General features: G+C 57.3%; 17 protein-coding genes. 11 read left to right on the top strand and 6 right to left on the bottom strand.

The annotated features are described in order from the left end of the window. Positions 1-153: 153 nt before the first annotated feature. The gene (locus BUC26_RS07885; protein WP_073374966.1) at positions 154-639 is read right to left on the bottom strand and encodes an NUDIX hydrolase; all 486 of its coding nucleotides are present in this window, start codon (positions 637-639) and stop codon (positions 154-156) included. A 183-nt stretch (positions 640-822) separates the two neighbouring features. On the opposite strand from BUC26_RS07885, the gene BUC26_RS07880 reads away from it, so the two are divergent. The 5 genes from BUC26_RS07880 to BUC26_RS07860 are packed head-to-tail and all read left to right on the top strand — an operon-like array spanning position 823 to position 7,597. Continuing rightward, on the top strand, positions 823-2,730 hold the full coding sequence (locus BUC26_RS07880; RefSeq protein WP_073374965.1) for a LysM peptidoglycan-binding domain-containing protein: 1,908 nt from the start codon (positions 823-825) through the stop codon (positions 2,728-2,730). 23 nt (positions 2,731-2,753) lie between these two features. Then, complete coding sequence (locus BUC26_RS07875) at positions 2,754-3,122, top strand: molybdenum cofactor biosynthesis protein MoaE (protein WP_073374964.1); 369 nt, start codon at positions 2,754-2,756, stop codon at positions 3,120-3,122. An 18-nt stretch (positions 3,123-3,140) separates the two neighbouring features. Further along, complete coding sequence (locus tag BUC26_RS07870; protein WP_073374962.1) at positions 3,141-3,989, top strand: HDOD domain-containing protein; 849 nt, start codon at positions 3,141-3,143, stop codon at positions 3,987-3,989. Position 3,990: 1 nt separating this feature from the next. Further along, the gene (locus BUC26_RS07865; RefSeq protein WP_073374961.1) at positions 3,991-6,126 is read left to right on the top strand and encodes a response regulator; all 2,136 of its coding nucleotides are present in this window, start codon (positions 3,991-3,993) and stop codon (positions 6,124-6,126) included. Continuing rightward, complete coding sequence (locus BUC26_RS07860) at positions 6,116-7,597, top strand: YihY/virulence factor BrkB family protein (protein WP_084540536.1); 1,482 nt, start codon at positions 6,116-6,118, stop codon at positions 7,595-7,597. Before BUC26_RS07865 ends, BUC26_RS07860 begins: the two co-directional genes overlap by 11 nt. Here the strand turns inward: BUC26_RS07860 and BUC26_RS07855 are convergent. The 3 genes from BUC26_RS07855 to BUC26_RS07845 all read right to left on the bottom strand — a co-directional run bounded on the left by BUC26_RS07855 (position 7,561) and on the right by BUC26_RS07845 (position 12,745). Continuing rightward, positions 7,561-9,936, bottom strand: coding sequence for an ATP-binding protein (locus BUC26_RS07855; RefSeq protein WP_073374958.1), 2,376 nt, complete (start codon positions 9,934-9,936; stop codon positions 7,561-7,563). The two genes, BUC26_RS07860 and BUC26_RS07855, sit on opposite strands and share 37 nt — an antisense overlap. Before the next feature lie 253 nt (positions 9,937-10,189). Then, positions 10,190-12,025, bottom strand: coding sequence for an ATP-binding protein (locus BUC26_RS07850; RefSeq protein WP_084540535.1), 1,836 nt, complete (start codon positions 12,023-12,025; stop codon positions 10,190-10,192). 9 nt (positions 12,026-12,034) lie between these two features. Continuing rightward, on the bottom strand, positions 12,035-12,745 hold the full coding sequence (locus tag BUC26_RS07845; RefSeq protein WP_073374957.1) for a response regulator transcription factor: 711 nt from the start codon (positions 12,743-12,745) through the stop codon (positions 12,035-12,037). A gap of 271 nt (positions 12,746-13,016) precedes the next feature. Here BUC26_RS07845 and phoU point away from each other — a divergent pair, with 271 nt between their 5' ends. From phoU to BUC26_RS24395, 6 genes are all read left to right on the top strand, one after another. After that, a complete protein-coding gene (phoU, locus tag BUC26_RS07840) occupies positions 13,017-13,682 on the top strand; it encodes a phosphate signaling complex protein PhoU (protein ID WP_073374955.1) in 666 nt (221 codons plus the stop codon). Between the two features lie 17 nt (positions 13,683-13,699). Beyond that, positions 13,700-15,097: a phosphate ABC transporter permease subunit PstC gene (gene pstC / locus BUC26_RS07835; protein WP_073374954.1), complete on the top strand. Its 1,398-nt coding sequence runs from the start codon at positions 13,700-13,702 to the stop codon at positions 15,095-15,097. Next, positions 15,090-16,403: a phosphate ABC transporter permease PstA gene (gene pstA, locus BUC26_RS07830; protein WP_084540534.1), complete on the top strand. Its 1,314-nt coding sequence runs from the start codon at positions 15,090-15,092 to the stop codon at positions 16,401-16,403. The genes pstC and pstA overlap by 8 nt, the downstream gene beginning before the upstream one ends. A gap of 78 nt (positions 16,404-16,481) precedes the next feature. Next, positions 16,482-17,525, top strand: coding sequence for a PstS family phosphate ABC transporter substrate-binding protein (locus tag BUC26_RS07825; protein WP_073374952.1), 1,044 nt, complete (start codon positions 16,482-16,484; stop codon positions 17,523-17,525). Positions 17,526-17,625: 100 nt separating this feature from the next. Then, the gene (gene pstB / locus BUC26_RS07820) at positions 17,626-18,507 is read left to right on the top strand and encodes a phosphate ABC transporter ATP-binding protein PstB (protein ID WP_073374951.1); all 882 of its coding nucleotides are present in this window, start codon (positions 17,626-17,628) and stop codon (positions 18,505-18,507) included. 151 nt (positions 18,508-18,658) lie between these two features. After that, positions 18,659-21,079: a sigma 54-interacting transcriptional regulator gene (locus tag BUC26_RS24395; RefSeq protein ID WP_084540533.1), complete on the top strand. Its 2,421-nt coding sequence runs from the start codon at positions 18,659-18,661 to the stop codon at positions 21,077-21,079. A 275-nt stretch (positions 21,080-21,354) separates the two neighbouring features. On the opposite strand, the gene BUC26_RS07805 is transcribed toward BUC26_RS24395, so the two are convergent. Together BUC26_RS07805 and BUC26_RS07800 are read right to left on the bottom strand one after the other, a co-directional pair. Then, on the bottom strand, positions 21,355-21,936 hold the full coding sequence (locus BUC26_RS07805; RefSeq protein ID WP_208609749.1) for a 3'-5' exonuclease: 582 nt from the start codon (positions 21,934-21,936) through the stop codon (positions 21,355-21,357). A gap of 143 nt (positions 21,937-22,079) precedes the next feature. Beyond that, positions 22,080-24,017, bottom strand: a complete 1,938-nt coding sequence (locus tag BUC26_RS07800) for a DUF294 nucleotidyltransferase-like domain-containing protein (RefSeq protein WP_073374948.1) — start codon at positions 24,015-24,017, stop codon at positions 22,080-22,082. Positions 24,018-24,138 lie beyond the last annotated feature (121 nt).

Genomic DNA, 24,138 nt, shown 5'->3' with positions numbered 1-24,138 from the left:
TCGATGATTACCGCCTGTCTCAAAACCTTTGCTACGGTCGGCAGAAGCTTCATTGGTTGGTTTCCCGAGCAAAAGGCAGGTAAAACCTGTCCTGCCTGGTTTAGTTAGCGGAGGACAGGTTGAAACCTGTCCCGCCGATAATAAAGATTGGAATCAACATCTGGCGAAAGTCCAGGCCAACGGCTTATTGCCGGCGTAGGGCATGTATCCGTGAAAAAGACGCGGGTCGTTATCGAATACCAACGGCAGGAAATGCCTGTCTCCGTCCCACATCGGTAACTCCGCCAGGCGCTCGATCGGGTGCCAGAGCAACCGGCCTTCCTCGTTGCTGGTGAACGGCACACCGGTGAAGCGATCTATCCGATAAATAAAACCGAACCAGTCCTCACCCTGCGGCCCGAAACCGGTCCAATTGATCGTCCCGCGAAGAACCACCCGGTCGCAGATAATTCCCGCCTCTTCCTTTATCTCCCGGCAAATACACTGATAGATGGATTCCTGCGGCTCCATTTTACCGCCAAGCCCGTTATACTTCCCGGCATGGGGGTCGTCAGGGCGACCGTTACGGTGCACCAGCAGGGTCTGCCGTTTGTCCGCGGACAGCACATAACCAAGCGTCGCGACGATCGGAGTGTACAAACTCTCTCCTTGTTATTCAGCCAGTTTTCGGTACAATACCGGAAGACTCATCGTCCTATCGGGCAGCTGCAGCAGGCCTGCGTGCCACTGTCGTTTCCCTGGACAATAGAGTAACTCGAACGACACTGCAAGCAGGCATTGATCGCACCCCTCCACCGTTTCGAACAAGAGATAATCTCCCGCATGACCAGAATCGTCGCCTGTTTTTCTTTTTTTCTCCGGCGTTATTTCTTTTTTCAGATGGTTCTGGCGGCTCTGCTGCCGGCCGGACTACAGGCAAACGCCGACCCGGCATTTTTTCCGCACTACTCATCGATTTCGGCCAACGTCGCTTTCTGGGAAAAAATATACTCCACCTATTCCGTTAATACCGCAATAATTCACGACCGTGAGGACCTCCGGCGCGTCTATGCAATTATCGACCTGGCCGACCAAAACCAACCGGGAGCAGCACACAAAAACGAGGCACTGGTGGCAATGACAAAGAAGCGCTACGTCGATCTGCTACTTCGGCTTGTACACGCTCCGCCGCAAACAGCGGAAGAAAAACGGGTTGCAGCTCTGTTTCCTGGGAAACCTGATCCAGCCACGTTAAAACAGGCAGCCGGTGCGATCCGCTCGCAAACCGGCCTGAAAGAGCGGTTCATCGAAGGCGTGATTCGTTCGGGCGCCTACCTGCGCACCTTCAAACGCGTTTTCCGCAGCCACGGTCTCCCCGAAGACCTGGCCTACCTCCCCCATGTCGAATCCTCCTTCAACCCCCGGGCATTCAGCAAATTCGGGGCCGCCGGCATGTGGCAGTTCACCACCGGCACCGGGCAACAATACCTGCGCATCGACTACATCATCGATGAACGACGCGACCCGTTCCTCTCAGCCGAGGCGGCAGCTCGCTTTCTCAAAAGCAACCACCGGGTCCTTGAATCCTGGCCGCTGGCCCTGACTGCCTACAATTACGGCACCGCCGGCATGAAGCGGGCGGTCCGGGAGCACGGGGCCTACGAGCAGATCTTCCACAAGTATCGCAAAGGATGGTTCAAGTTCGCCGCCCGCAATTTTTATCCATCGTTTCTCGCTGCGGTAAAAGTGGCCAAACATTTCGAGAAATCCGGCACTCTGACCCTGGACCGGCCGGTTGCCTCGGTCTCCGTGCGGGTTCCCGGTTTCGTCGCCAGCGCCGCACTCTGCAACCACCTCGGTATCAGCCAGGCGACCCTGGCCCGTTACAATCCGGCACTGCGCGATCCGGTGCTGCAGGGAGAAAAATACATCCCGAAAGACTACCTGCTCAACCTGCCGGCTGAGTTAAAGAACAGTGCGGCTTTGACCTCTCTGCCAGCCGCCTTGTTTTACCCGGAACAGAAGCGAAGTCTTTTCTACCAGGTTCGCCCCGGCGACACGGCCGGTGCCGTGGCCCTGGCTCATAAAGTGCCGCTCAAACGCCTGATCGAGGTCAACGGTCTCGATCACCGGGCAACCGTTCGGGTCGGCCAGAATCTCAGGATCCCGGCCGCTTCGACATCGCATTCACCGTCGCCGAAAGCGCCATCCCGCGACATCGCCGTGGTCACGCTGGCCAACACGAAAAAAAGCGAACCGATGGCAGCTGCTGTCGCCGCCCCGCCACCGGTCGATCTGACGGTCAGCGGCAATCTTAAAGTTTTCGACACCACCAGAAAAGGCGATTTGCTGTCCGGCAGAATCGAGACACAACCCGATGAAACAATCGATCTGCTGGCCCACTGGCTGAAGGTGACTCCGCAGTCGCTTCGCCTTGCCAATCACCTTGCCGATCAGGCGGACGTCGCGCCGGGACGGACCATCACTGTCGATTTCGTCAATGTTCCGATAGCCGTTTTCGAAATCGCGCGATTCGACTTTCACCAGGAAAAACAAGAAGATTTTTTCAAAACATACAATGTCGTCGACGTTCACAGCTACACGGTCAAACCGGGAGACACCCTGTGGGAACTCTGTTATAACACGTTCGAGATTCCGCTGTGGCTGTTGAAAAAATACAACGACGAACTCAGTTTCACCCGGCTCGATTCGTCCACCACGTTGCAGATACCGGTTATCAGAGCATTATAGAATTCACCCCACGGAGACGCGCCATGGACATCAACGCAACGATCGCCGCCCTGAAGGCCAGGCCGGATTTCGCCGATCACGTCGGCATGATCCTCGTCCATAACGGAACGGTACGTTCCTGGTCACGGTCCGACAAGAAAGCCGTGGCAGCACTGGAAGTGACTGTCGACCACGAGCGGGTCGATCACCTGCGCCGGGAGTTTTTACAGCACCAGGGCATCTATGATATCATAATCGAGGCCCGGGAAGGTCTCCGCCGACCGGGTGACGACCTGCTTTTTATCGTCGTCGCCGGCGATATCAGAGAGCATGTCAAGGATGTCCTTGCCCGTTTGCTCGACCGGATCAAGGCAGAAGCAGTCAGCAAGCGCGAGCTGACCGCCCTGCCGTAATCACCGGAGATACTGGTTATGACCGCCGCCCAGGAGTTGATTGCCAGCTATCGCAGCTTCAAGACGCTTCCGCACGTGGTCACCAAGCTGTCGCAGCTGATCAACGATAGCAACACGACCATGAAAGACTTCGAGGAAGTCATCAAGATGGACCCCACTCTGGTGGTCAGACTCCTGCGTCTGGTCAACAGCCCCTATTACGGACTCAGCCAATACATCGAGTCGATCGGCCGGGCGGTGGCGCTGATCGGCATGAAAAATCTTTACAATATCGCTGTCACCGATGCGTTGAAACACCTGTTCCGGGAACGCGAGGTGTCCAGGATTTTCTCTCGACAGAAACTCTGGCTCCATTGCGCCGCCGTGGCGATCTGCAGCCAGATGTTGGCCGAGCGCGTCTTCGGCATTAACGGAGACGACGCCTACCTATGCGGTATTCTGCATGATTTTGGCCTCATCGTTGAAGAACAGGCCGCTGGCGCCGTCTTTTACGACATCTGCCGGGCAGCCCTTGAGCACGGCTCCCTGCCGGAGCAGGAGCGAAAGCGGCTCACTACCGATCATGCTGAAATCGGCTATCTGATCACCGATGACTGGGGTATTCCGCATACCATCAGGGAGGCCATCCGGGATCATCACAGCCTCCGCGATGCTATCGAGCCGACCAGTCTTACCGGCATCCTCCAGATTGCCGAATATCTCACCGGACAATTGGGTTACACCATTCTCGCCATCCCTGTCACCGAGCTGTCCCCGGTGCTTGCCGACCATATCCAGGATAATATCGACGAATACCGGGTACTGCTTGACGATCTGCCGGCGGAAATGAGTAAGGCCAGCGAGATTTATCGTTCCACGGAGCACTGATATGGCGGCCCGGACCGATCTTCTCTTCGATGCGCAGACAACCGCCAGAAAGACGATTACGCGCCTGCTCGCCTACCTGGAACGGCGTCAGCAGAATGGTCGATATCTCTGCATCGACCGCCACCTGACCCACCACCAGGGATCCCGCCCGCTGACCCTGCCGGCCACAATTGTCCCGACAACCCCCGCTTCGGATCGCTCGACCGCCCCCCCCCCGGAACCGGTCTATCTGGAAGGCTCCATCTACCTGTTGCCCGTGCCGCAACTCGAGGCAACCTTGTATTTTCAAATCACCGCCACCCCCGATTCGGCTCAGGTGGCAGCAACTAACGTGACCCTGCTGACCGAAGTGTTTTTCTCCCACCTGCGTCTCGATGATGCCATTAACAGACAACAGGTGCAGAAGAACCAGTTTGACCGGAAGATCAAGGTACTCGAGAACAAATACCAGGAGATGCTCGAGGAAACCCAGCACAGCTATCGCCTCATTCAGCAGCAGCAGGAACTCTATTCAAAGACATTGCAGATCGAGATCGACAAACAAACCATGGAACTCCGTGCCTCTAAAGCGGCGGCCGAGAGTGCCAATGTTGCCAAAAGCCAGTTTCTGGCCAGCATGAGCCACGAAATTCGCACGCCGATGAACGGCATCATCGGATTCACCGAAATGCTGCTCGGTTCAGAGCTCGATGAAGAGCAACGGGAATGTGCCGCAATCATCAAGCGCAGCGGCGAGGCACTGCTCGGGCTTATCAACGACATTCTCGATTTTTCCAAAGTGGAGGCCGGTCAGATGGGGCTCGAGTACATCGATTTCGACCCGGAGATCACCGCCCACGATGTCTGCGAAATGATCCGTCCCCGGGTGTCCGGCAAGCGTATCGAGGTGCTGTGCCGCATCGGGGAAGACGTCCCGGCCCGAGTCAAGGGAGACCCCGGCAGGTTTCGCCAGGTACTTGTCAACCTGCTCGGCAATGCGGCAAAATTCACCGAACGCGGCGAAATCGAACTTTCCATCGACCTGCTCGATGAAAACGTGGAGACCATCACCTTGCACAGTGCCGTCAGGGATACCGGTATCGGCATTCCCGAGGACAAACATGAGGCCGTTTTCGCTGCCTTCAAGCAGGCCGACGGCTCAACGACCAGGAAATACGGCGGCACCGGTCTGGGCTTGTCGATCTGTCGCAGCATCGCCGAGCTGATGAACGGTCGGGTCTGGGTTGAGAGCCGGGAAGGAGAAGGCGCCACCTTCCACTTTACCGCCGAGATGTGTGTCGCCGATCACCTGCCGGAAAGCCGCAGCCCCAGTGATGACCTGCAGGGAACCAAGGTGTTGGTCGTCGATGACAACCGGGCCAACAACGAAATTCTCCGTTCGGTACTCGAGCAGGCCGGGATAACCGTCGCTGCGGAAACCGACGAACGCTTGGCCATTGCCAAGCTCCGGGAGGCCGCCGAAACAGGACGCCCGTACGATCTGGCCATCATCGATATCATCCTGCCCCACATCCCCGGGTTTGATCTGGCCACCCGAATTCGTGCCGATGAATCATCAATCAGGACCATCCCGTTACTCGCCTACACCTCATCCACCGAACGGATTGCCGCAAAATGCCGGGAAACGGGGTTTTCCGCCTTCCTGACCAAACCGGCACGCCGCTCCATTCTCTACAAGACCATCGCCAGGGTGTTGGGTGATAGCACCACAACGCAAACCGCAAGCAAACCGCTGATCACGCAATATTCGGTACGCGAGGCGATCAAGCAATCAATCAGACTGCTGCTTGCTGAAGACAATCCGGTCAACCAGAAGCTGGCATCGATGATGCTGCAGAAAGCCGGGTATGCCGTGGAAATCGTCGATAACGGCGAGAAGGCTGTCGCCGCGTATCACGATGATCCACGCCGCTTCGACCTGATCCTTATGGATGTCCAGATGCCGGAAATGGACGGCCTGGAAGCGACCCGGCAAATCAGGCTGAAAGGGCACCAGGTACCGATTATCGCGATGACTGCCAACACCATGAAGGGCGATCGTGAAAAATGCCTGGCGGCGGGCATGAACGACTATGTCGCCAAACCGCTCAAACGGGAAACTGTTTTCAAGCTGATCGAAAAATGGCATGAACAATAACTCGACACAATCGCTCCTCCGCAAACGCTCGTCCCGTTTCCCGCATCGCCTTTTACGTTGGGCCGACGGGCCACCCCCCACCATTCCTCCACTCAGATGGCTGCACAGCTTGACCAGGATCGCGCTGATCGTCCTGCGCGAAATGGAGTTGAACTACCTCAACCTGCGCACCGGCGCTCTGACCTATGCCCTGCTGTTGTCAATGGTTCCGCTGCTGGCCATGAGCACGGCGGTGGTTAAGGGCCTCGGTGGCGGCGACCAGTTGCGGGACATCGTCTTTTCCTATATCGACACACTGGAACAGACGGCACCGACCGTTATTGCCGGCCCGGACCAGCAAGCTACGACGCAGCTGTCACCACCGGCCTCAACATCGGCCAATCCCCCGTCCGCCACAGAACCCGCAGCCGATTTGACCGGTCACCTACGCGCCGCCGCTGCTCGTCTCTTCGATTACGTCGACCGAACGAGCTTTGCCACGCTCGGTACATTCGGCATTCTCGGGGTCTTCCTCTCGGTGATCCTGGTACTCAGTCAGATCGAAGCCGCCATGAACACCATTTGGCATGTCGAGAACAGCCGGTCGCTGCTGCGCAAAATCGCCGACTACCTGACCCTGATGGTCCTGCTGCCCATCGCCATCAACGTCGCCCTGGCTGCCGGCACGGTATTGACCAGCAAATCGCTCAGCGGCCATCTGGACCGCATCATCCCCGCTGCCTGGATGCAATCCGTACTACTCGGCGGCATACCGATCCTGTTTTTGACGGCGGCCCTCTATGTCGCCTACATCTTCTTTCCCAACACCAAGGTCAAAACGATCCCGACCCTGATCGGCGCCCTGCTCGCCGGCACCCTGTGGTTCGCCACCCAGAATCTGTTCATCGGGCTGCAGGTCGGCGTCGCCAACTATAATGCAATATACGGATCGTTCGCGACGATTCCGCTGTTTCTCGTCTGGATTTATTTTGGCTGGCTCTTCGTGCTGCTCGGCGCCGAGGTTGCCTATGCCATTCAGCATCACTCGTCGTATGCCCTGCAGGAACGGGCAAGCGATGGGGTACAGCAGCTGAGCGCGGCATTTGACATCTGCGCCACTGTCGCAGGCAGGTTCGAAGACGGCCGGGGAACCACCATCGATGATTTGGCCGCCGCCTCCCCCTGCTATCGTCGCGGCCTTCTAACGGCGACAGTCGACAAGCTGGCGGCCGCCGGTCTCCTGCACCATAGCGGTGAAACCGGGGCCTTGATGCCCTCCGCTCCGCCCGGCAGTATCGACCATCGCCGTCTGATCAGCGTTATCTTCGGCAGTAGTCCCCCCGACACCACCGGCGGCAAGCGCACCGCCGAGCTAATCGCCGCCGCCCAGGCCGGCCTGCAGCACAGGGATCCTGCAGAATCCGGGGATGCACCAACAGACGACCACCGCACCGATCAATCGTCCGCGCCACGGCCGGTATCGTCGCCCTGATCGGTTCCACGTAGAGGCTGCCAGGGACAACATTCGGGCACTACCACCGAGAAGACCGAACCGCTACCGAGTTGTGAATTAACCTCCAACGTCCCCCCATGCGCCTTCAGAATATCCTGACAGAAAAGCAGGCCCAGTCCACTGCCCGGCTCGCCGATCGTTCCCCTGCTGCTTGTCTTGACGTCGACCTTGAACAGGTTTTCAACATAATCCGGACTCATTCCCTTACCGTAATCTCTGACGGCAACGATCATCGGTCGACTCCGATCAGGTTGGCAGATCTCGATGGTTCCGCCCGGCTGGCTGAATTTGATGGCGTTGGACAGCAGATTGTTGAGGACAACGAAATAGAGGTACTTGTCGGCATACACCGGACAGTCGAGCGGCAGCAGGTTGATCAGGTGCAGCGATTTTTCCGAGGCGAGGTGATTGAAATTGGTTATCACCTCGGCCGCCATATCGGTTGCATTGAAAAAGGTTCGTTCCAGTTTGACCTCGGCAGACTCGAAACGATCCATTGACAGCAAATCGTCGATCATCTGCAACATCCGGTGGCCGTTGGTGACGATGTTTTCCAGGAACTGCCGGTGCACTTCCGAAGAAAAGGTCTCCCGCTCGAGGATCCGCTTGAGCATCTGGGTGATCGAATAAAACGGCGACTTCAGGTCATGTGCAACCAGTGCCACGAAGCGGCTTCTCATGTTTTGGGCGATCTCCGCCTGTCGCCGAGCTTCCTGCAGAAAATGCTGCAATTGTTTCTGCTCGGTGATATCGATGGCGATCTCGAGCTTGACGTATTTACCGTTGGACCACCTGATCGCCAGATCCTTGGCGTTGTACCATCGCTTGTTGAAAGGATTTTGATATTCCCATTGATACGGTCCGGTCGGCTCGCCGTCTTCGCCCAACAGATGGTTGTTGACGCAGAACGAACAGGGGCCGTCACCGCTGGCGTGAATGAATTGCCAGCATTTTCTGCCGATCGGGTTGAATCCGAACAGTTTTTTCAAGTAGGTATTGGCATAGAGGATTTCGTGGGTATCAAAATCGGCGACATAGATAATGCCGTCAATACTCTCAACCATCCCGGAAAACAGCTCGTTGGATTGCCGCAGGTGGATCTCCGCGTTAAGCCGTTCGGCAATCTCGGCGCTGAGCTGCAGGTTTCGATCATCCAACTCCCGGGTTCGCTCACGCACCTCCTGCTCGAGCCGGACCAGGTGTTCAACCTGTTCAATGGCCCGCAATTCCGTCTCCCGCCGAGCCCTGACCCGGGCCTTGGCCCAGAAAAGACAAACGACAAATGATGGGATCAGCAAAGCCAGGGCCAGAATTGCGAGGAAGAGGAGATAGCTTCGTTTCTGGGCAACAAAATATCCGGCCGGCATCTCGGAGACCACCGACCAGTGCTCAACTGCCGCACCCCTGCCTTCCGGCGTGGTTTCTGGACTCGTCTCCCCGCGGTCGCCGGAGGTGGACAGAGCGGAGAGGGTGAACTGGGTATAAGAATAGAGACTACCGTCCAGGAAGAGGGAAGTGGTGTCCCGCCCACCGAGCAATCGCTTCACCGCCGCGATTCGAGCTGCACCTCCACCCGTCTCTTGATTTCCGGCAAGCGCGCCGGCGAGTTCACCCTGGTCCCGAAAGATCATCAACGTTCCCCGCTCACCCGTTCCGATTTCACTGACCAGATCGTAAACGACAGACATCCGGTAATCGATAATGGCGATCGGCTTCGCTCGTCCATTGTCGGCAGAAGAGGTCAGCCCGACACTGATCCGTTGTTTGCTCGTTGTACAAGGAGCGCCGCGGCAGAGGCTGAGAACCGGGGGTGAAACCTGCAGTTCCCCAGGGGAGGTGGCAAAAAATGCAGCTAGCGCGGAGCGATCGTCAGCATTTCGATTTGCCGTCCCAAATGCTGCCGCCTCCTGGTTACCGCCTGATCGAAGCCGGGCTATTTCTCGCCCATTGGGCTCGAGCAGAAGCACCTGCTCATAGAGCGGATGCTTCGCCAGCGTATCGGCCAGCAAGTCGGCCACCTCCGGTCCTCGAAGCGCTGCATAACCGGAATGCGCAAGCAGCGAATCGATGTCGTCGAGAAGCTGTTTCAGGTCGGTGGATGCGGCATGATGTCCGCTCTCCAGGAAAAGCGCCACGGCGCGTACCAGCAGCGTTTCTTTCTGAATCGTCAACTCGTTTAAATTATGGACTCGATCGTAATAGAGCGCCCCTGCCACCAGTACAACAGTCAGCAGCGGCCAGAGAAACAGACCGATGACCTGTCCGGCAAAACGCTCGCCAAACGTCGGTACTGCTGGGTCATCTCTGATCTCATCCATGGCATCGAATGGCTGGGCCGAGCACCAATCATATCGGCCTGTTCTCTTTTACCGGGATATTACGCTGCAGCGCTTACAAGAAGGGAAAACGACCGGAGACCGTGTCGGAGACGGCAGGAAAATCAGAATTGACGGCCGCGTCAATTCCCTCGACAGGCCAGCATATCCCTCGGCCATTATCACACAAGCCGAGGGAAAAGTCCATGGCTGCCGATAGTAGGACCGAACCCGGCCGGCTACCTGGCCGCACGCATCAGCCCAAGGGCAGGGTGATGGTGAAGGTACTGCCGGCACCGATGGCACTGTCGACCTCGACGGAACCGCCGTGCGCCTGCACGATATGCTTGACAATTGCCAGGCCGAGGCCGGTACCGCCGGCCTTGCGGTTGCGCGCCCGATCGCTGCGGTAAAAACGTTCGAACAGGCGCGGCAGGTGTTCCTTAGAAATACCAATGCCCTGATCGACGACACTGATCTTGACCAGTCGCCGCGACGGATCATCGACCTCGGCGACGCTAACCTGCACACTGTCACCCGGATCGCTGTAAGTTATGCCGTTGGTCAGCAGATTGACCACCGCCTGCTCGAGCAGGGTCCGGTTCATCCTGACAACGAGCTGTTCCGGACAACCGAGCGTGAGGGTCACCTGCTTTCCTGCGGCTTGTTGCCGGCAGGTTTCCAGAGCCCGGTGAAGGACTGGAGATAATTTCTCGGCAACGAAGGAAACGCCGGCTTCCTTGGTATCTTTTTCGATTCGGGATAGAGTCAGCAGGTCATCGATAATGGTGCCGAGCTGTTCCGACTGACGCAACACGATCTCCAGAAAACGCCGCGCGTGCTCCCGATCGTCAAGGGCTCCGTCGAGCAATGTCTCCACATACCCCCGAATGGAGGTAATCGGCGTTTTCAGTTCATGGGAAACATTGGCCACGAAATCGCTGCGCAACCGCTCAAGTTTGCGTAAACGGGTCACATCGTTGAGCACCATCAGAGCACCAACCGTCCGCCCATCGCCACCGTACAGCATCACCACATTGGTATGCAGATAGACGTTGTCGCCCCGCCTGGTCAGCACGATCTCGTCTTCAAAGGCCTCGCCTGTTTTCAGGATACGGGCCAACTGGTCATACAGGTCGACGTTGCGAATAACCTCCTGCACCAGTCGTCCCGGGGCTACCTGTTGCCGGACACCGAACATCCTGGCTGCGGCCCCGTTGATGCTGACGATCCGCTCTTCACGATCGATGGCGATGACCGCTTCGACCATGCTGGAAAACACCGTCTCCAACTGGTTGCGCTGATTGATGATGGTATTGATTTTTTCATCGAGTTGACCCGCCATTCGGTCCATCGCGGCCGCCAGCATGGCCACTTCGCGGGATGCCGTTTTCTTTTGGTTGATCAGCATCCGCTGGCTGAAATCGCCGTTGGCATAGGATTCGGCGCTGCGAGTCATTTCTTCGAGCGGCCTGCTGATATTGCGGACCACGAAAAACGTGATGACAAAGGCGACCAGCAGCGCCCCTCCGGTACCGATAACCAGTTCCCGATTGATATCGCTCAAGGCGGAATTGATAGCCAGTACCGGCACCGCGACCCGAAGAACGGTATTGACCCGGTTCCCGTCGCCGATGGAAGCCTCGCTCTTAAAACGCTCTTCAAGACCGATGGCACCATAAAGCATCCTTTGACCGAGGGTGTTGCTGAAGCGCAGCGAAAAACCGCTTACCCCGGAAAACGCAGTGTCGATCTCCGGGCGCTGCCGATGGTTGTCCATGACCCCCGGATTCTCTTTAGTATCTGCCAGGACCGTGCCGTCGGCAGCGACGACCGTAATCCGGGTATCAGCTGCCCGGCCAGAATCGACGACAAAGCTGCGCAGGCCGGCGAGATCGCCGCTGGTCAGTAATTCGCCGACCCGAGACTTGATCAGATAGGCACGATTTTCCAGATCGCGGCGCAATTCCCCGACATAGAAATCATCGATGGAGCGCGAGCCGAACCAGGCAACGCTGGCAATGGTTCCCAGGATGATCACCAGCGTGACCGGAAATATCTGCCAGAACAAGGTTCGCTGTTTTGCTATCATCCCTTTCCTCTATGCGTCGGAACGAAACCGGTACCCGACACCGCGCACGGTCTCTATCATCCGTCCCGACGAGCCGAGTTTCTTGCGCAGGCCGAAGACCTGAACGTCGATCGCCCGTGGCGTAATCAGAAAATCATAGCCACGGACCGAATCGATAATCTGCTGGCGGGTGAACACCCATCCCGGTTTGCCGGCAAGCAGTGCGAGAATACCGAATTCGGTCATGGTCAGGTGCAGCAGTTCCTTACCAAGCTTGACCTCGTGCCGCCCCTTGTTGATCTCCAGGTCATCAAGGATGATGACCCCCTGGTCATCATCGGCCTCGGCCTGTGTTTTTTCGAATCCCCGGCGCAACACCGCTTTGATCCGGGCAATGAGTACCTTCGGGCTAAACGGTTTGGTGATGTAATCGTCGGCGCCGTAATCGAGCCCCGAGACGACATCTTCCTCCTCCCCTTTGGCGGTCAGCATGATGATCGGGATATGGTGTCCTTGGCGACCGTTTTTGCTGCGGATCGCCTCGCAAACCTCCAGCCCGCTCATGCCGGGCAGCATCAGGTCGAGGAGGACACAATCGATATCCTCGCGCAGCAAACACTCGAGCGCTTCCTCACCGCTGTCGGCGCAGGTGACGTGAAAGCCCGCCTTGATGAGGTTATAGCTCACCAGTTGCTGAATGGCAGCTTCGTCTTCAACGACCAGAATGGTTATTTTTCCCATGGCTCAGTAGGTGTCTGATATTATCTCTCGGCAAGAAGTCAACTTCCCTTCCCACACCAGCTCTCGTGCCCGGGATCGCTCATCACGCGATCTATATGTTCTGCATTTTCCTGGGGCCCGCAAGGCTTTTCCGGCCGATAACCAAATCCTAATACTGCCGTAACCAACTCTGAACAGAGAGGGAGTATCGTCTGGAGCAGCTCGGGGATGGCGGTCGACGCCGCCACCTCATCACACCACCATAATCAGCTGAACAGCCCGCGGAAAGACTATGGGGTCATATTACACGTTCCATCTGGAATTGGAAAAACTCAACAAAAAACTGCTCAACCTGACAGCTCTGGTCGAAGACCGGGTACGCCGGGCGGCATTGGTCATCGAGACCCACGACCACGGGCAGGTGCAGTCGATCATCCTCTCCGACTATGAAATTGACGAGGCGGAAATAGATATCGAAGAGGATTGCTTGAAAATTCTCGCGTTGCATCAACCGGTCGCCAGCGACCTGCGCTTTCTCGTCACCGTAATCAAAGTCAACAACGAGCTTGAGCGTATCGCCGATATCGCCGTCAATATCGCCAATCGGGTCTCGGCCATAGGTACATCGCCGAGCCGTGAACTGGTCAAGGGCATCGATTTCTCCCAGATGTCCGACCTGGTGACGAGAATGTTGAAAATGAGCCTTGATGCCCTGGTCAACCGTGATGTAGCGCTGGCCAGGCAGGTGTTTCTGCTCGACGACGAAGTCGATGCCCATCGCAACCATGTCTACCATGCAATCAAGAATATCATCCGCCACCACCCCGAACACCCGGGCGGCCTGATCAACACCTACCTGCTCGCCCGACACCTTGAAAGAATCGCCGACCGAACCACCAACATCGCCGAAGAGGCCATCTATCTGGTCGAGGGCGTGATAACCCGAACCATCTCCTGACAGGCGGCCGCTCGATCATGACCATACTCTTCACCTACCTGCCGCCGATCATTCTGGCTATCGCCGCCACCGCTTTTACGGCCGGTCGCCTGCGCTCGCTGAAGGTGGCCGAATCGGCAGGTGGGATCAGGGCACTCCACTCACTGCCGAGCAACTATGGCGTACTGACGGCCCTGACCGGACTGTTGCCGGCCCTGGTTATCTATGGCCTCTGGCTGTCCCTGGAAACGGCGGTGGTCGATGCCCGGCTGATCAATGAATTACCGCCCGCCCTCGCTGCTGTCGCCGCCGGTTCCGGAGACCAGTCACTGATCCTAAATGATATCAAGAACCTGTTGTCAGACAGCGTGATCGTCAACCGCAGTCCGGCCATCGAGCAGGCCGCTGAGCGCTACGAACAGATCAGAGATTCGTATCGATCTGTGCTCACCGCCTCGGTGCTGCTCTTATCTACGGTGCTCAGTTTTCTGGTCTACCGACGTATCACGCCATCTCTGCGCGCCCGTAACCTGGTCGAAGGCATTATTCGCTTTCTGCTCCTGCTCTGTTCCGGGATCGCCATTCTGACAACGCTCGGTATCGTGTTGTCGGTATTGTTCGAATCGATCCGTTTCTTCAAGGCCATCCCGCTGCAGGAGTTCCTCTTCGGCCTCAACTGGAGCCCGCAGATGGCCATCAGGGCCGATCAGGCCGGCTCGTCGGGGGCTTTCGGGGCCGTACCGATCTTCGCCGGCACCTTTATGATCGCCGCCATCGCGATGATGGTCGCCATTCCCATCGGCCTGCTGTCGGCCATTTACCTGTCTGAATTCGCCAACCAGACCTTCCGCACGGTGGTTAAACCGCTGCTCGAGATCCTGGCCGGTATCCCCACCGTGGTCTACGGGTTCTTCGCGGCACTGACGGTGGCGCCGCTGATTCGCGACAGCGGGGGACTGCTCGGGTTATCGGTCGCCTCGGAGAGCGCCCTGGCCGCCGGCCTGGTCATGGGTATCATGATCATCCCCTTCGTTTCATCACTATCCGACGATGTCATCCACGCCGTACCGCAATCCCTGCGTGACGGGTCCTACGGTCTCGGCGCCACCAAATTCGAGACGGTGCGCTACATCATCTTCCCGGCGGCGCTGCCCGGCATCGTCGGTGGCATTCTGCTCGCCGTCTCGCGGGCCGTCGGCGAGACGATGATTGTCGTTATGGCCGCCGGGCTTGCCGCCAACCTGACTGCCAACCCGTTCGAAGCGGTGACCACGGTCACCGTCCAGATCGTCACGCTGCTCGTCGGCGACCAGGAATTCGACAGCCCCAAAACGCTGGCAGCCTTTGCTCTTGGCCTGGTGCTCTTCGTCTTCACCCTGATTCTCAACGTCATCGCCCTGCGCGTGGTACGAAAATACCGGGAACATTATGAATAGCGACAACCACCGGACGATTATACCGGCAACCGCGCTTGACAAGTCGGCCAGCGGTTTTTCCGTGGCTTTCAACAAACGTTTGCAGCGGCGCTACCGTGCTGAACAGCGTTTCAAGTGGCTCGGCATCGCCGCTATTTTCAGCGCCCTGGCCTTTCTCGCCTTCCTGCTGACCACCGTCATCGGCGACGGTGCCTCCGCTTTCAGGCAGACGGTTATCCAACTGGAAATTTCCTTCGACAAAGAAGAATTCACCCAAGAAGACTTGTTGCAGGCCGATTACCAGCGCCTCGTGAAAACGGCCCTGAGCGAGCGCTTCCCCGAGGTGGCCGGACGACAGGACAAGCGCTTGCTCTACGATCTGGTCAGCAGCGGTGCGTCCTATAAACTGTTGAATATGGTCCGGGACAACCCGAAGCTTATCGGCAGCCGGCAAACCATCTGGGTACCGGCCAACGACGATGTAGATATGCTGATCAAGGGCAAGATCGACATGGATCAGCCGGAGGGCAATCGGCGGATCAAAGACCGTCAGTTCCAGTGGATCAGCAGCATCCGAGAAGCCGGACAGGTCGAGCTGCGTTTCAACCGCGCCTTCTTTACCAATGGCGATTCGCGAGAACCGGAACTCGCGGGCATCAGGGGCGCGATCAAAGGATCGTTTTATACCTTGCTGATCACCCTGCTGCTCTCCTTTCCGATCGGCGTCGCTGCCGCCATCTATCTCGAGGAATTCGCCCCGGACAATCGCTTCACCGCGTTCATCGAGGTCAACATCAACAACCTGGCCGCCGTACCGTCGATCATTTTCGGGCTGCTCGGCCTGGCCATCTTTATCAATTTCTGGGGGGTACCTCGCTCCACCCCGCTCGTCGGAGGCCTGGTACTGACCCTGATGACCCTGCCGACAATCATTATCGCCGCCCGGGCCTCACTCAAGTCGGTACCGCCATCCATCCGCGAGGCTGCGCTCGGCGTCGGAGCCTCTAAGATCCAGACGGTCTTTCACCACGTCCTGCCACTGGCACTGCCGGGCATGCTCACCGGCACTATCATCGGCATGGCCCAGGCCCTCGGCGAAACCGCACCGCTGCTGATGATCGGCATGGTCGCCTTTATCGTCGACGTCCCCGGCTCGATCACCGATCCCGCTGCCGCCCTGCCGGTGCAGATCTATCTGTGGGCGGACAGCCCGGAGCGGGCGTTTACCGAAAAAACGTCGGCCGCGATCATGGTCCTGCTCGGCTTTCTGGTGATCATGAACGCCCTTGCCGTATTTATGCGCAAAAAATTCGAAATAACCTGGTAACAAATTGATTTTTAATCTGATCATATCGATCAGACAGGCAACAAACAACACATCACGTAGCAAAAAAAGGAGAACAGTATGAAAGTAACAGGACTGATTGCCGCAGGTGCCCTGCTGGCAGTAACGGCGATGACCTCGCCGGCCCAGGCTAATCGTGACTACATCGCCATTGTCGGCTCATCGACGGTGTATCCGTTTGCCACCGTCGTCGCTGAACAATTCGGCAAGACCTCCCAGTTCAAGACCCCGAAAATCGAATCCACCGGCTCGGGCGGCGGCCTGAAGCTCTTCTGCGCCGGCGTCGGTGTCGAACACCCGGACATCACCAATGCTTCACGGACGATCAAGAAATCCGAGCAGGAGCAGTGCGCCGCCAACGGCGTCACCGACATCGTCGAAGTCAAGATCGGTTATGACGGCATCGTGCTCGCCAATGACAAGACGGCACCGCAGATGAATCTGACCCGCAAGGACATCTTTCTGGCCCTGGCCAAGGACGTTCCAAACAGTGACGGGAAGCTCGTACCGAATCCCTACAAGACCTGGCAGGACGTCAACCCGGAGCTGCCCGCCGTGGCAATCGAAGTACTCGGCCCGCCCCCCACATCGGGGACCCGGGACGCTTTCGTCGAATTGGTCATGGAAGAAGCTGCCGGAGAGTTTGAAGCTATCAAAGAACTGAAGAAAACGGATAAAAACGCCCACAAAGCGGCAACCCAGAGCATTCGCGAAGACGGCGCCTATGTCGAAGCCGGCGAAAATGACAACCTGATCGTGCAGAAACTGCAGGCCAACCCGGACGCCTTCGGCATTTTCGGCTTTTCCTTCCTCGACCAGAACGCTGATGTTATCCAGGGCTCTATGGTCGAAGGCGAGGCACCGACGTTTGAGAACATTGCTGCCGGTAAATATCCGGTATCCCGCCCGCTGTTCTTCTACGTCAAGAAGGCTCATGTCGGCACTATTCCGGGCATTACCGAATACCTGGCCGAATTCACCAGCGAGAAGGCCTGGGGGCCGGAGGGTTACCTTGCCGACAAGGGTATGATTCCGATGCCTGATGCAGAACGCGCCCAGTTTGCCGCCGACGTCAAAGAACTGAAGCCGATGGCAATGAAATAAGTCGTTTGTCCCATTCAGAACCAGCACACCGCTCCGATCACCAGCCTGGTGGTCGGAGCGGCACTTTCCCGAAATGAGCGATTCATCACCGGCAGACACCATGAACACCGTAACGGACGTTATCACGCAGCCGGCCTTTCCGGCAATTACCGGACAGAGAGACACCATGGCAGTTACCAAGCTGGATACCCCACTCGAAAAAACCGTCGGCAATCCGTTTGTCGAAAAGCCGCGTATGACCTGCCGCGACGTGTTCGTTCACTACGGAGAAAGCTGCGCCATCAAAGACGTCAGTATCGACGTCGCCGGCAACGAAGTGCTGGCGATGATCGGCCCGTCCGGCTGCGGTAAATCAACCTTTTTGCGGTGCCTGAACCGGATGAACGATACGGTGTCGAGCTGCCGGGTTAGCGGTGAAATCCGCCTGGACGACATGAACATCTATGATGCCAGTGTCGACGTCGTTCCCCTGCGCGCCCGAGTCGGCATGGTCTTCCAGAAACCAAATCCCTTCCCGAAGTCGATCTACGACAATATCGCCTACGGTCCGAAGATCCACGGCCTGACCCGAAACAAGGCGGAACTGGACGAAGTCGTCGAGACCTCTTTAAAAAAAGCCGGCCTCTGGACGGAAGTAAAAGACCGTCTCGCCGAACCGGGCACCGGACTGTCCGGCGGACAGCAGCAGCGACTCTGCATTGCCCGGGCGATCGCCGTCAGTCCGGAGGTCATCCTGATGGACGAACCGTGTTCGGCCCTCGACCCGATCGCCACCGCCAAAATCGAGGAGTTGATCGCCGAATTGCGCACCCAGTATTCAATCGTTATCGTCACCCACGCGATGCAGCAGGCGTCCCGCGTTTCCCAACGGACCGCCTATTTCCACCTCGGCAACCTCGTTGAAGTCGGTGCCACGGAGCACATTTTCACCAACCCGAAACATCGGTTGACCGAGGATTATATCACCGGCCGCTTCGGCTGATCGGCCGTCTCGTGCGTTCTGCACCACCCCCCGGTCAGGTAGTCTTTCCGCTCGCTTATTCCCGGAAAATCGTACCCCGCTGCATTGCGCCCGAACCCGCTTGACCGTATAATAGGTGATGAACTGAGATAGAAACATCCGGAACATCATCATGGAAAGCACGCTCATCAAACACCCCAGGCTACGACTGAAAGGACCTGATATCGGCTACCTGACGGTCGATACCAACCTGATTGTCACGTCCTGTAACCAGCAGGCGGCGGCCATCATCGGCGTTGACCGGGAGGATCTGCTGCAAGCCGGTTTGGTGGAGGTCATCGCTGCCGATCATCGCTTCCGTCCCCTCCATGAGCACCTCTGCAAACCGCTCCACAAGGAGACCGACGAACAACTGCTGCTGGCCGACTATCATCCCGGGCAAAAAGACGGACTCGAGGTTCGCATCATCCACATGCCCGCCCGGGATGGCTCTCTGCTCGGCGTCTATATCGGCCTGATCGACCGTTCGACAACGGTCACCACCAGGACACTAGCGCTCAACAGCATCGCCGACGGGGTATTCACCGTCGACGAGGATATGAAAATCAGCTCGTTCAACGCCGCTGCCGAGTTGATGACCGGATGGACACAGAAGGAAGTGCTCGGCCGGCCCTGCAAGGTCATTTTCAAATCCAATATTTGCGGCCATGCCTGTGCCGTTGCCTCCAGCATCATGAAAAACTGCCGGATTTTTCATGACCGCGATGTCTATATGGTGCGCAAGGACGGCACCACTTTCCCGGCCAGTATCAGCGCCTCACCGCTGATCGATGCCGAAAACCGGATTATCGGCGGCGTCGAATCATTTCGCGACATCAGCGAGACGATCAAGAGTGATCTGATCGTCAATGCAGTTGCCGAAGGGGTCGTCACCTTTGATAAACATGGAGTCATCACCTCGTTCAACAGGGGGGCGCACAACATCACCGGCTGGACCGAGACGGACGTGGTCGGCCGCCCCTGCGACGAACTCTTTTTCGCCGCCGACGGCGTGTCCGCCTGCCCGCTGATCGACAAAAAGGGCGAACCGTGCAACATCATCGACCAGGACGGTTACGTCACCGACAAGGACGGCTACAACCTGCCCATCTCGGTATCGATCACGCCGATGCTCGACGCCGACGGCCAAGCCATCGGCTGCGTCCAGACCTTCAAGGACAATACGGACGCGCTGCAAAATCGTCTCATTCTCGATTCGATCGCCGACGGCGTCTTCACCGTCGACAGAAATTGGAAAATCACCTCGTTCAATCTCGCGGCCGAAATCATCACCGGCTGGGAACGCGAGGACGCCATCGGCAGTTATTGCAGCGATGTCTTTCACTCATCGATCTGCGGCAAGAACTGCGCCGTCGCCGAAAGCCTCTACAAAGGGCGACCGGTTACCAACCGGTCGATTACCATCATCGATGCCGACGGCAAAAACAAATCGATCAGCATCAGCGCCTCACCGCTGGTCGACGTAGTCGGCAACGTAATCGGCGGGGTGGAAACTTTCCGCGATCTATCCGTCGAGGAAACGCTGCGTAAACAACTGATGCAGCGCTACACCTTTGACGAGATCATCAGCAAAAGCCCGGCGATGCAGCGCTATTTCCAGATCCTGCCGGACATTGCCACCAGCGACAGCACCATACTAATCCTGGGTGAAAGCGGTACCGGGAAAGGCGTCATGGCCGAGGCGATCGTCAACGCCTCAACCCGCAAGGATAAGCCGTTCGTTTCGGTGAACTGCGGTGCCATCCCTGAAACCCTGCTCGAATCGGAGCTGTTCGGCTATCGCTCCGGCGCCTTCACCGATGCGCGGAAAGACCGTGAAGGGCGCTTTGCCGCGGCCGACGGTGGCACAATATTTCTCGATGAAATCGGCGACATCCCGCACTCGCTGCAGGTCAAGCTATTGCGGGTCCTGGAAGAGCGCGTCTACGAGCCGCTCGGTGCAAACGACTCGATCAAGGTCGATATCAGGGTTATTGCGGCGACCAACAGGGACCTGAGAAAGGCCGTTGAAGAAGGGACGTTTCGTGACGATCTCTACTATCGTCTCAATGTAGTAAACATCAACCTGCCACCACTGCGCGAACGCCGGGAAGACATTCCGCTGCTGATCGATCATTTCGTCGATCGTTTTCGCGCTGAAAAGAAAAAAGACATTGCCGGTATCAGCGACAGCGTCATGTCCGTTCTGATGCACCACGGCTTCCCCGGCAATATCAGGGAGCTGGAAAATATCATCGAATACGCCTTCATCCTCTGTCCGGGCGGATTCATCCAGGAACATCACCTGCCCGAATCATTCCATCCGGAACATACCGAAAACGGTCAGTCGGCGATCGCCTCTCTGCCGGGTATGACCCTTGAAGAGATTGAGAAGGAAGCGATTCTCGGTTCATTGCAGCGGAACAAATGGCGCAAGATGATTACCTGCCGGGAACTAGGAATATCGAAAGATACCCTACGTCGCAAGATTGAGCGGTACGATCTGGAACAGACGATGCCCACTGGGCGTAGCCTGAAAAACCTCATGTTGTAACCCCTTCCCTCTACTCCCCTGATGAGATAGAGAATCACGACGGAACATGATAATCGGCTTATGGTCGGAAAGGCTGACCGGTCCTGCCTCCGACTGCTGCGCTGCGGCCTGATCGACTGGCTTCCGAGGCCGGCAGACAGGCCATCCATGGCCTGGCCGCCGGCTGCGGACGTCCTGTCCGCAGCCCTACGGGCCTGATTCTCCAGCCCGCCGGGCCTTCGCGATGCAGCCTCCGGCAGGACCGGCCAGCCCGGGGAGCTAGCTGTTAGGACAGATCAACGAGAATAGCCGATCTTATAAAGATCATTAAGATCTTCGATACCGCCGGCGCGGAGTTTTTTGATCAGCAGCAAGAACAGGCAAGCAGACTGCACCGCATCCTCGAAGGCATTGTGCGAGCTGTAACTCGGCAGGCCGAAACGTCTGCTCAAATCTGCAAGTCGATAGCTCTCCATGGTACTTTGCTGAAACAGATAGCTTTGGTGCCACCGACTGTACCCCTGGGCAAGTCGCATCGTATCAATACCGGGGTTGGCGAGAACGCCGCCCAGGTGGTCCCAGGTGGCCCGGTTGAGGAAATGCATATCAAGGTCGATATGATGTCCGACAATGAGAGAGGTGCCGATGAAACGCAAGAAATCGGGCAAAACGGCTTCAAAGGCCGGGGCCATCGACAACTCACCCGGCGCCAACCGGTGGATAACCGTCGAACCGGTACGCGCCAAAGCCTTCGGGCGGACCACCTGATAAAAGGTGTCACCGAGATCGATCTGCAGATTGGTGATCCGCACCGCTCCGATGGAGATTATCTCGTCTTTGCGGCGATCAAGTCCGGTCAGCTCGGTATCAAACGCCACGAACGAGCAGTCTGCGAGTCGTATGTACCGGGAAAAACTGCTGAAATATCGACGGTTTTCAACGATCAGCGGGTGTGCTCGACGAAACCAGTTACGTGGGTTGAGCCAGTACATCTGACGATACCTCGACCCGCCGGGCGCAGTCAGGGGGCCGGATAGATGGTTTCCAAAACCGTTTGCAGTCGCTCAAAAATCCGAAAACTCTCTTTGAGCATCCGCCGCTCCAAGTCGGTCAGGTCAGCCGGATCGATATGATTGTCCGGCAGCCCTTTCTCTTCCAACTGCCCGAGTTGATGCAACAACCGCAGCTGCATAAGCAGTTCGTAACTGTCCGCCGCAGCTCCGGCCAGCTGTCGATCGAGATGACCTTCGTCGGCCAGCACTTTTAACCGCGCCAGCGTATTGGTTTCTCTGACGCCGTATCTGAGAGCCAGGATTCGGGCGACGTCGACATACAGAGCAATACCCGTTCGTTTGATATCGAGTCGGTGTCTATATTCACCGTTTTTTTCGACGACGAAATTGCGAAAAAAGGAAAGCGGGGTACGAACGGCCAGTACCTGTCGAGCCAGGTGGAAGAGAAAACTATCCTGCCGTCTGATCAGCGTCACCAGCTCGTTGCGCAGTTCATCGGCCAATCGATTTTCTCCGAAACCGGCTCTGAAATCAAAGAAAATGGTGGAATTGAGCACTTCCTGTGGATCAGAGCGACACACCCACGAGGTAAAATAGTCGCGCCAGACCGAATATGGCTGGCGCCACCGAGGACTGGCCGCCATGACTTCTCCCGGGCAGGGCGGATAACCGCAATTGGCCAGATGATAGGCAGCCCGCTCGGCCAGCTCGGTGAAATAATGCTTTGCCTGGAGTCGCTGGGCATCGTTTTGCGGATCGGCGTAGACCAGGGCATTGTCCTGGTCTGTCTTGAAGGTCTGTTCGCGTCGTCCTTCACTACCGAGCAACAACCAGCAATAAGCAACCGGCGGCGAACCGAGTTCCGTCTCGAGCAGTGTCAGCAATCGAGACAAGACATGGTCATTGATGATGGCGATCATCCTGGTGATATGGCTTGCCTTGCCGCCCTCCTTGAGCAGGCCTCGGACCACGTCGGGAATCTTCTGGGCCAGAGGGTATAAACCGCTGATTTGATCCTGACTGATAATCTCCTTGAACAGATGGTAGGGGGAATTGCCCTGCAGCGACATGATGTCGCTGGAGGTGACGACAGCAACAATGCGATCGCCCTGCTCAACAGCCAGGTGGCGAATACCGCGGCTGAGCATCAGCAGCAGCACGTCGAAACACAACGCTTGGGAAAGTACCGTCTGTACCGGACTCGACATAATCTCGGCAACCGGTCGGTTTAAGGCACGACCCGCCGCCACCACCTTGACACGTAGATCCCGGTCGGTAATGATTCCGACAATCTGTCCGGGACGCCCCGATTCGTGAACGAGCAGCGAACCGATCCGCTGCTCGGACATCAATGCGGCGGCAGCCTGGATGGTAACTCGTGCATCGACGGTAACCGCCTGCCTCTGAACGATATCGCCCACCGTATTGCTAAAGAGCAGTAAATCCTCGAAAGATCGCCGCTTCAATTTGTCGCGACGCAACTCGCTATAAGCGGTGTGCGCCAGCTGGTCGGAGAAATCCTTGAGATAGTAACCTGCAAAGTGCGGCTGAGTGTCGAGCAACTCGAGAAAGTACCGTTTGGGCAGCAGGATGCAGAAGGTGTCTTCGACGGTTTTCACATCGACGTTCGCCCGGGAGCGCTGAATAATACCGAGTGCCCCGAAGAACTGCCCTTCGCCGCGCAGATCCTGTAGCGAATCGGTGCCCTGCGCATCAACGATATACTTACTGACCGCGCCGCTCTGGATCAGGTAGAGAAAATTCACTTCCGATTCCCCGGCGATCAGGATACGTGTACCTTTCGGATAGAAATCGAGCTTGCAGTGACGGGCGAGTGACCTGAGCACCCCTTCGTCAAGTTGGTCGAACGGCACGGTCTTGCGGAAATACGCGACGACTATCTCCGGATCGGCGCGATAATCGGACACTTTGTCTGCTGCCACCATAAAGATTCTCCCCGGCACCAGGCCTGAATGAACATTCACCGGCCAGACTCATTCTACCCGCTCCACCAAACAGAGGCAAAAACAAAGGTGCCGGCCTGCCCGACGGGTCGCGGTGATTGAC

This window comes from Desulfofustis glycolicus DSM 9705 (assembly GCF_900130015.1).
GTDB lineage: Bacteria > Desulfobacterota > Desulfobulbia > Desulfobulbales > Desulfocapsaceae > Desulfofustis > Desulfofustis glycolicus.
This window is presented reverse-complemented; position numbering and strand designations above follow the sequence as displayed.

Excerpts from the sequence above, each read along its gene's own strand:
- phoU (WP_073374955.1), top strand. The coding sequence starts at position 13,017 with ATGGGGTCATATTACACGTTCCATCTGGAATTGGAAAAACTCAACAAA.
- BUC26_RS07865 (WP_073374961.1), top strand. The coding sequence starts at position 3,991 with ATGGCGGCCCGGACCGATCTTCTCTTCGATGCGCAGACAACCGCCAGA.
- BUC26_RS07855 (WP_073374958.1), bottom strand. The coding sequence starts at position 9,936 with ATGGATGAGATCAGAGATGACCCAGCAGTACCGACGTTTGGCGAGCGT.
- BUC26_RS24395 (WP_084540533.1), top strand. The coding sequence starts at position 18,659 with ATGGAAAGCACGCTCATCAAACACCCCAGGCTACGACTGAAAGGACCT.
- pstA (WP_084540534.1), top strand. The coding sequence starts at position 15,090 with ATGAATAGCGACAACCACCGGACGATTATACCGGCAACCGCGCTTGAC.
- pstB (WP_073374951.1), top strand. The coding sequence starts at position 17,626 with ATGAACACCGTAACGGACGTTATCACGCAGCCGGCCTTTCCGGCAATT.
- pstC (WP_073374954.1), top strand. The coding sequence starts at position 13,700 with ATGACCATACTCTTCACCTACCTGCCGCCGATCATTCTGGCTATCGCC.
- BUC26_RS07860 (WP_084540536.1), top strand. The coding sequence starts at position 6,116 with ATGAACAATAACTCGACACAATCGCTCCTCCGCAAACGCTCGTCCCGT.
- BUC26_RS07880 (WP_073374965.1), top strand. The coding sequence starts at position 823 with ATGACCAGAATCGTCGCCTGTTTTTCTTTTTTTCTCCGGCGTTATTTC.
- BUC26_RS07800 (WP_073374948.1), bottom strand. The coding sequence starts at position 24,017 with ATGGTGGCAGCAGACAAAGTGTCCGATTATCGCGCCGATCCGGAGATA.
- BUC26_RS07875 (WP_073374964.1), top strand. The coding sequence starts at position 2,754 with ATGGACATCAACGCAACGATCGCCGCCCTGAAGGCCAGGCCGGATTTC.
- BUC26_RS07850 (WP_084540535.1), bottom strand. The coding sequence starts at position 12,025 with ATGATAGCAAAACAGCGAACCTTGTTCTGGCAGATATTTCCGGTCACG.
- BUC26_RS07825 (WP_073374952.1), top strand. The coding sequence starts at position 16,482 with ATGAAAGTAACAGGACTGATTGCCGCAGGTGCCCTGCTGGCAGTAACG.
- BUC26_RS07845 (WP_073374957.1), bottom strand. The coding sequence starts at position 12,745 with ATGGGAAAAATAACCATTCTGGTCGTTGAAGACGAAGCTGCCATTCAG.
- BUC26_RS07870 (WP_073374962.1), top strand. The coding sequence starts at position 3,141 with ATGACCGCCGCCCAGGAGTTGATTGCCAGCTATCGCAGCTTCAAGACG.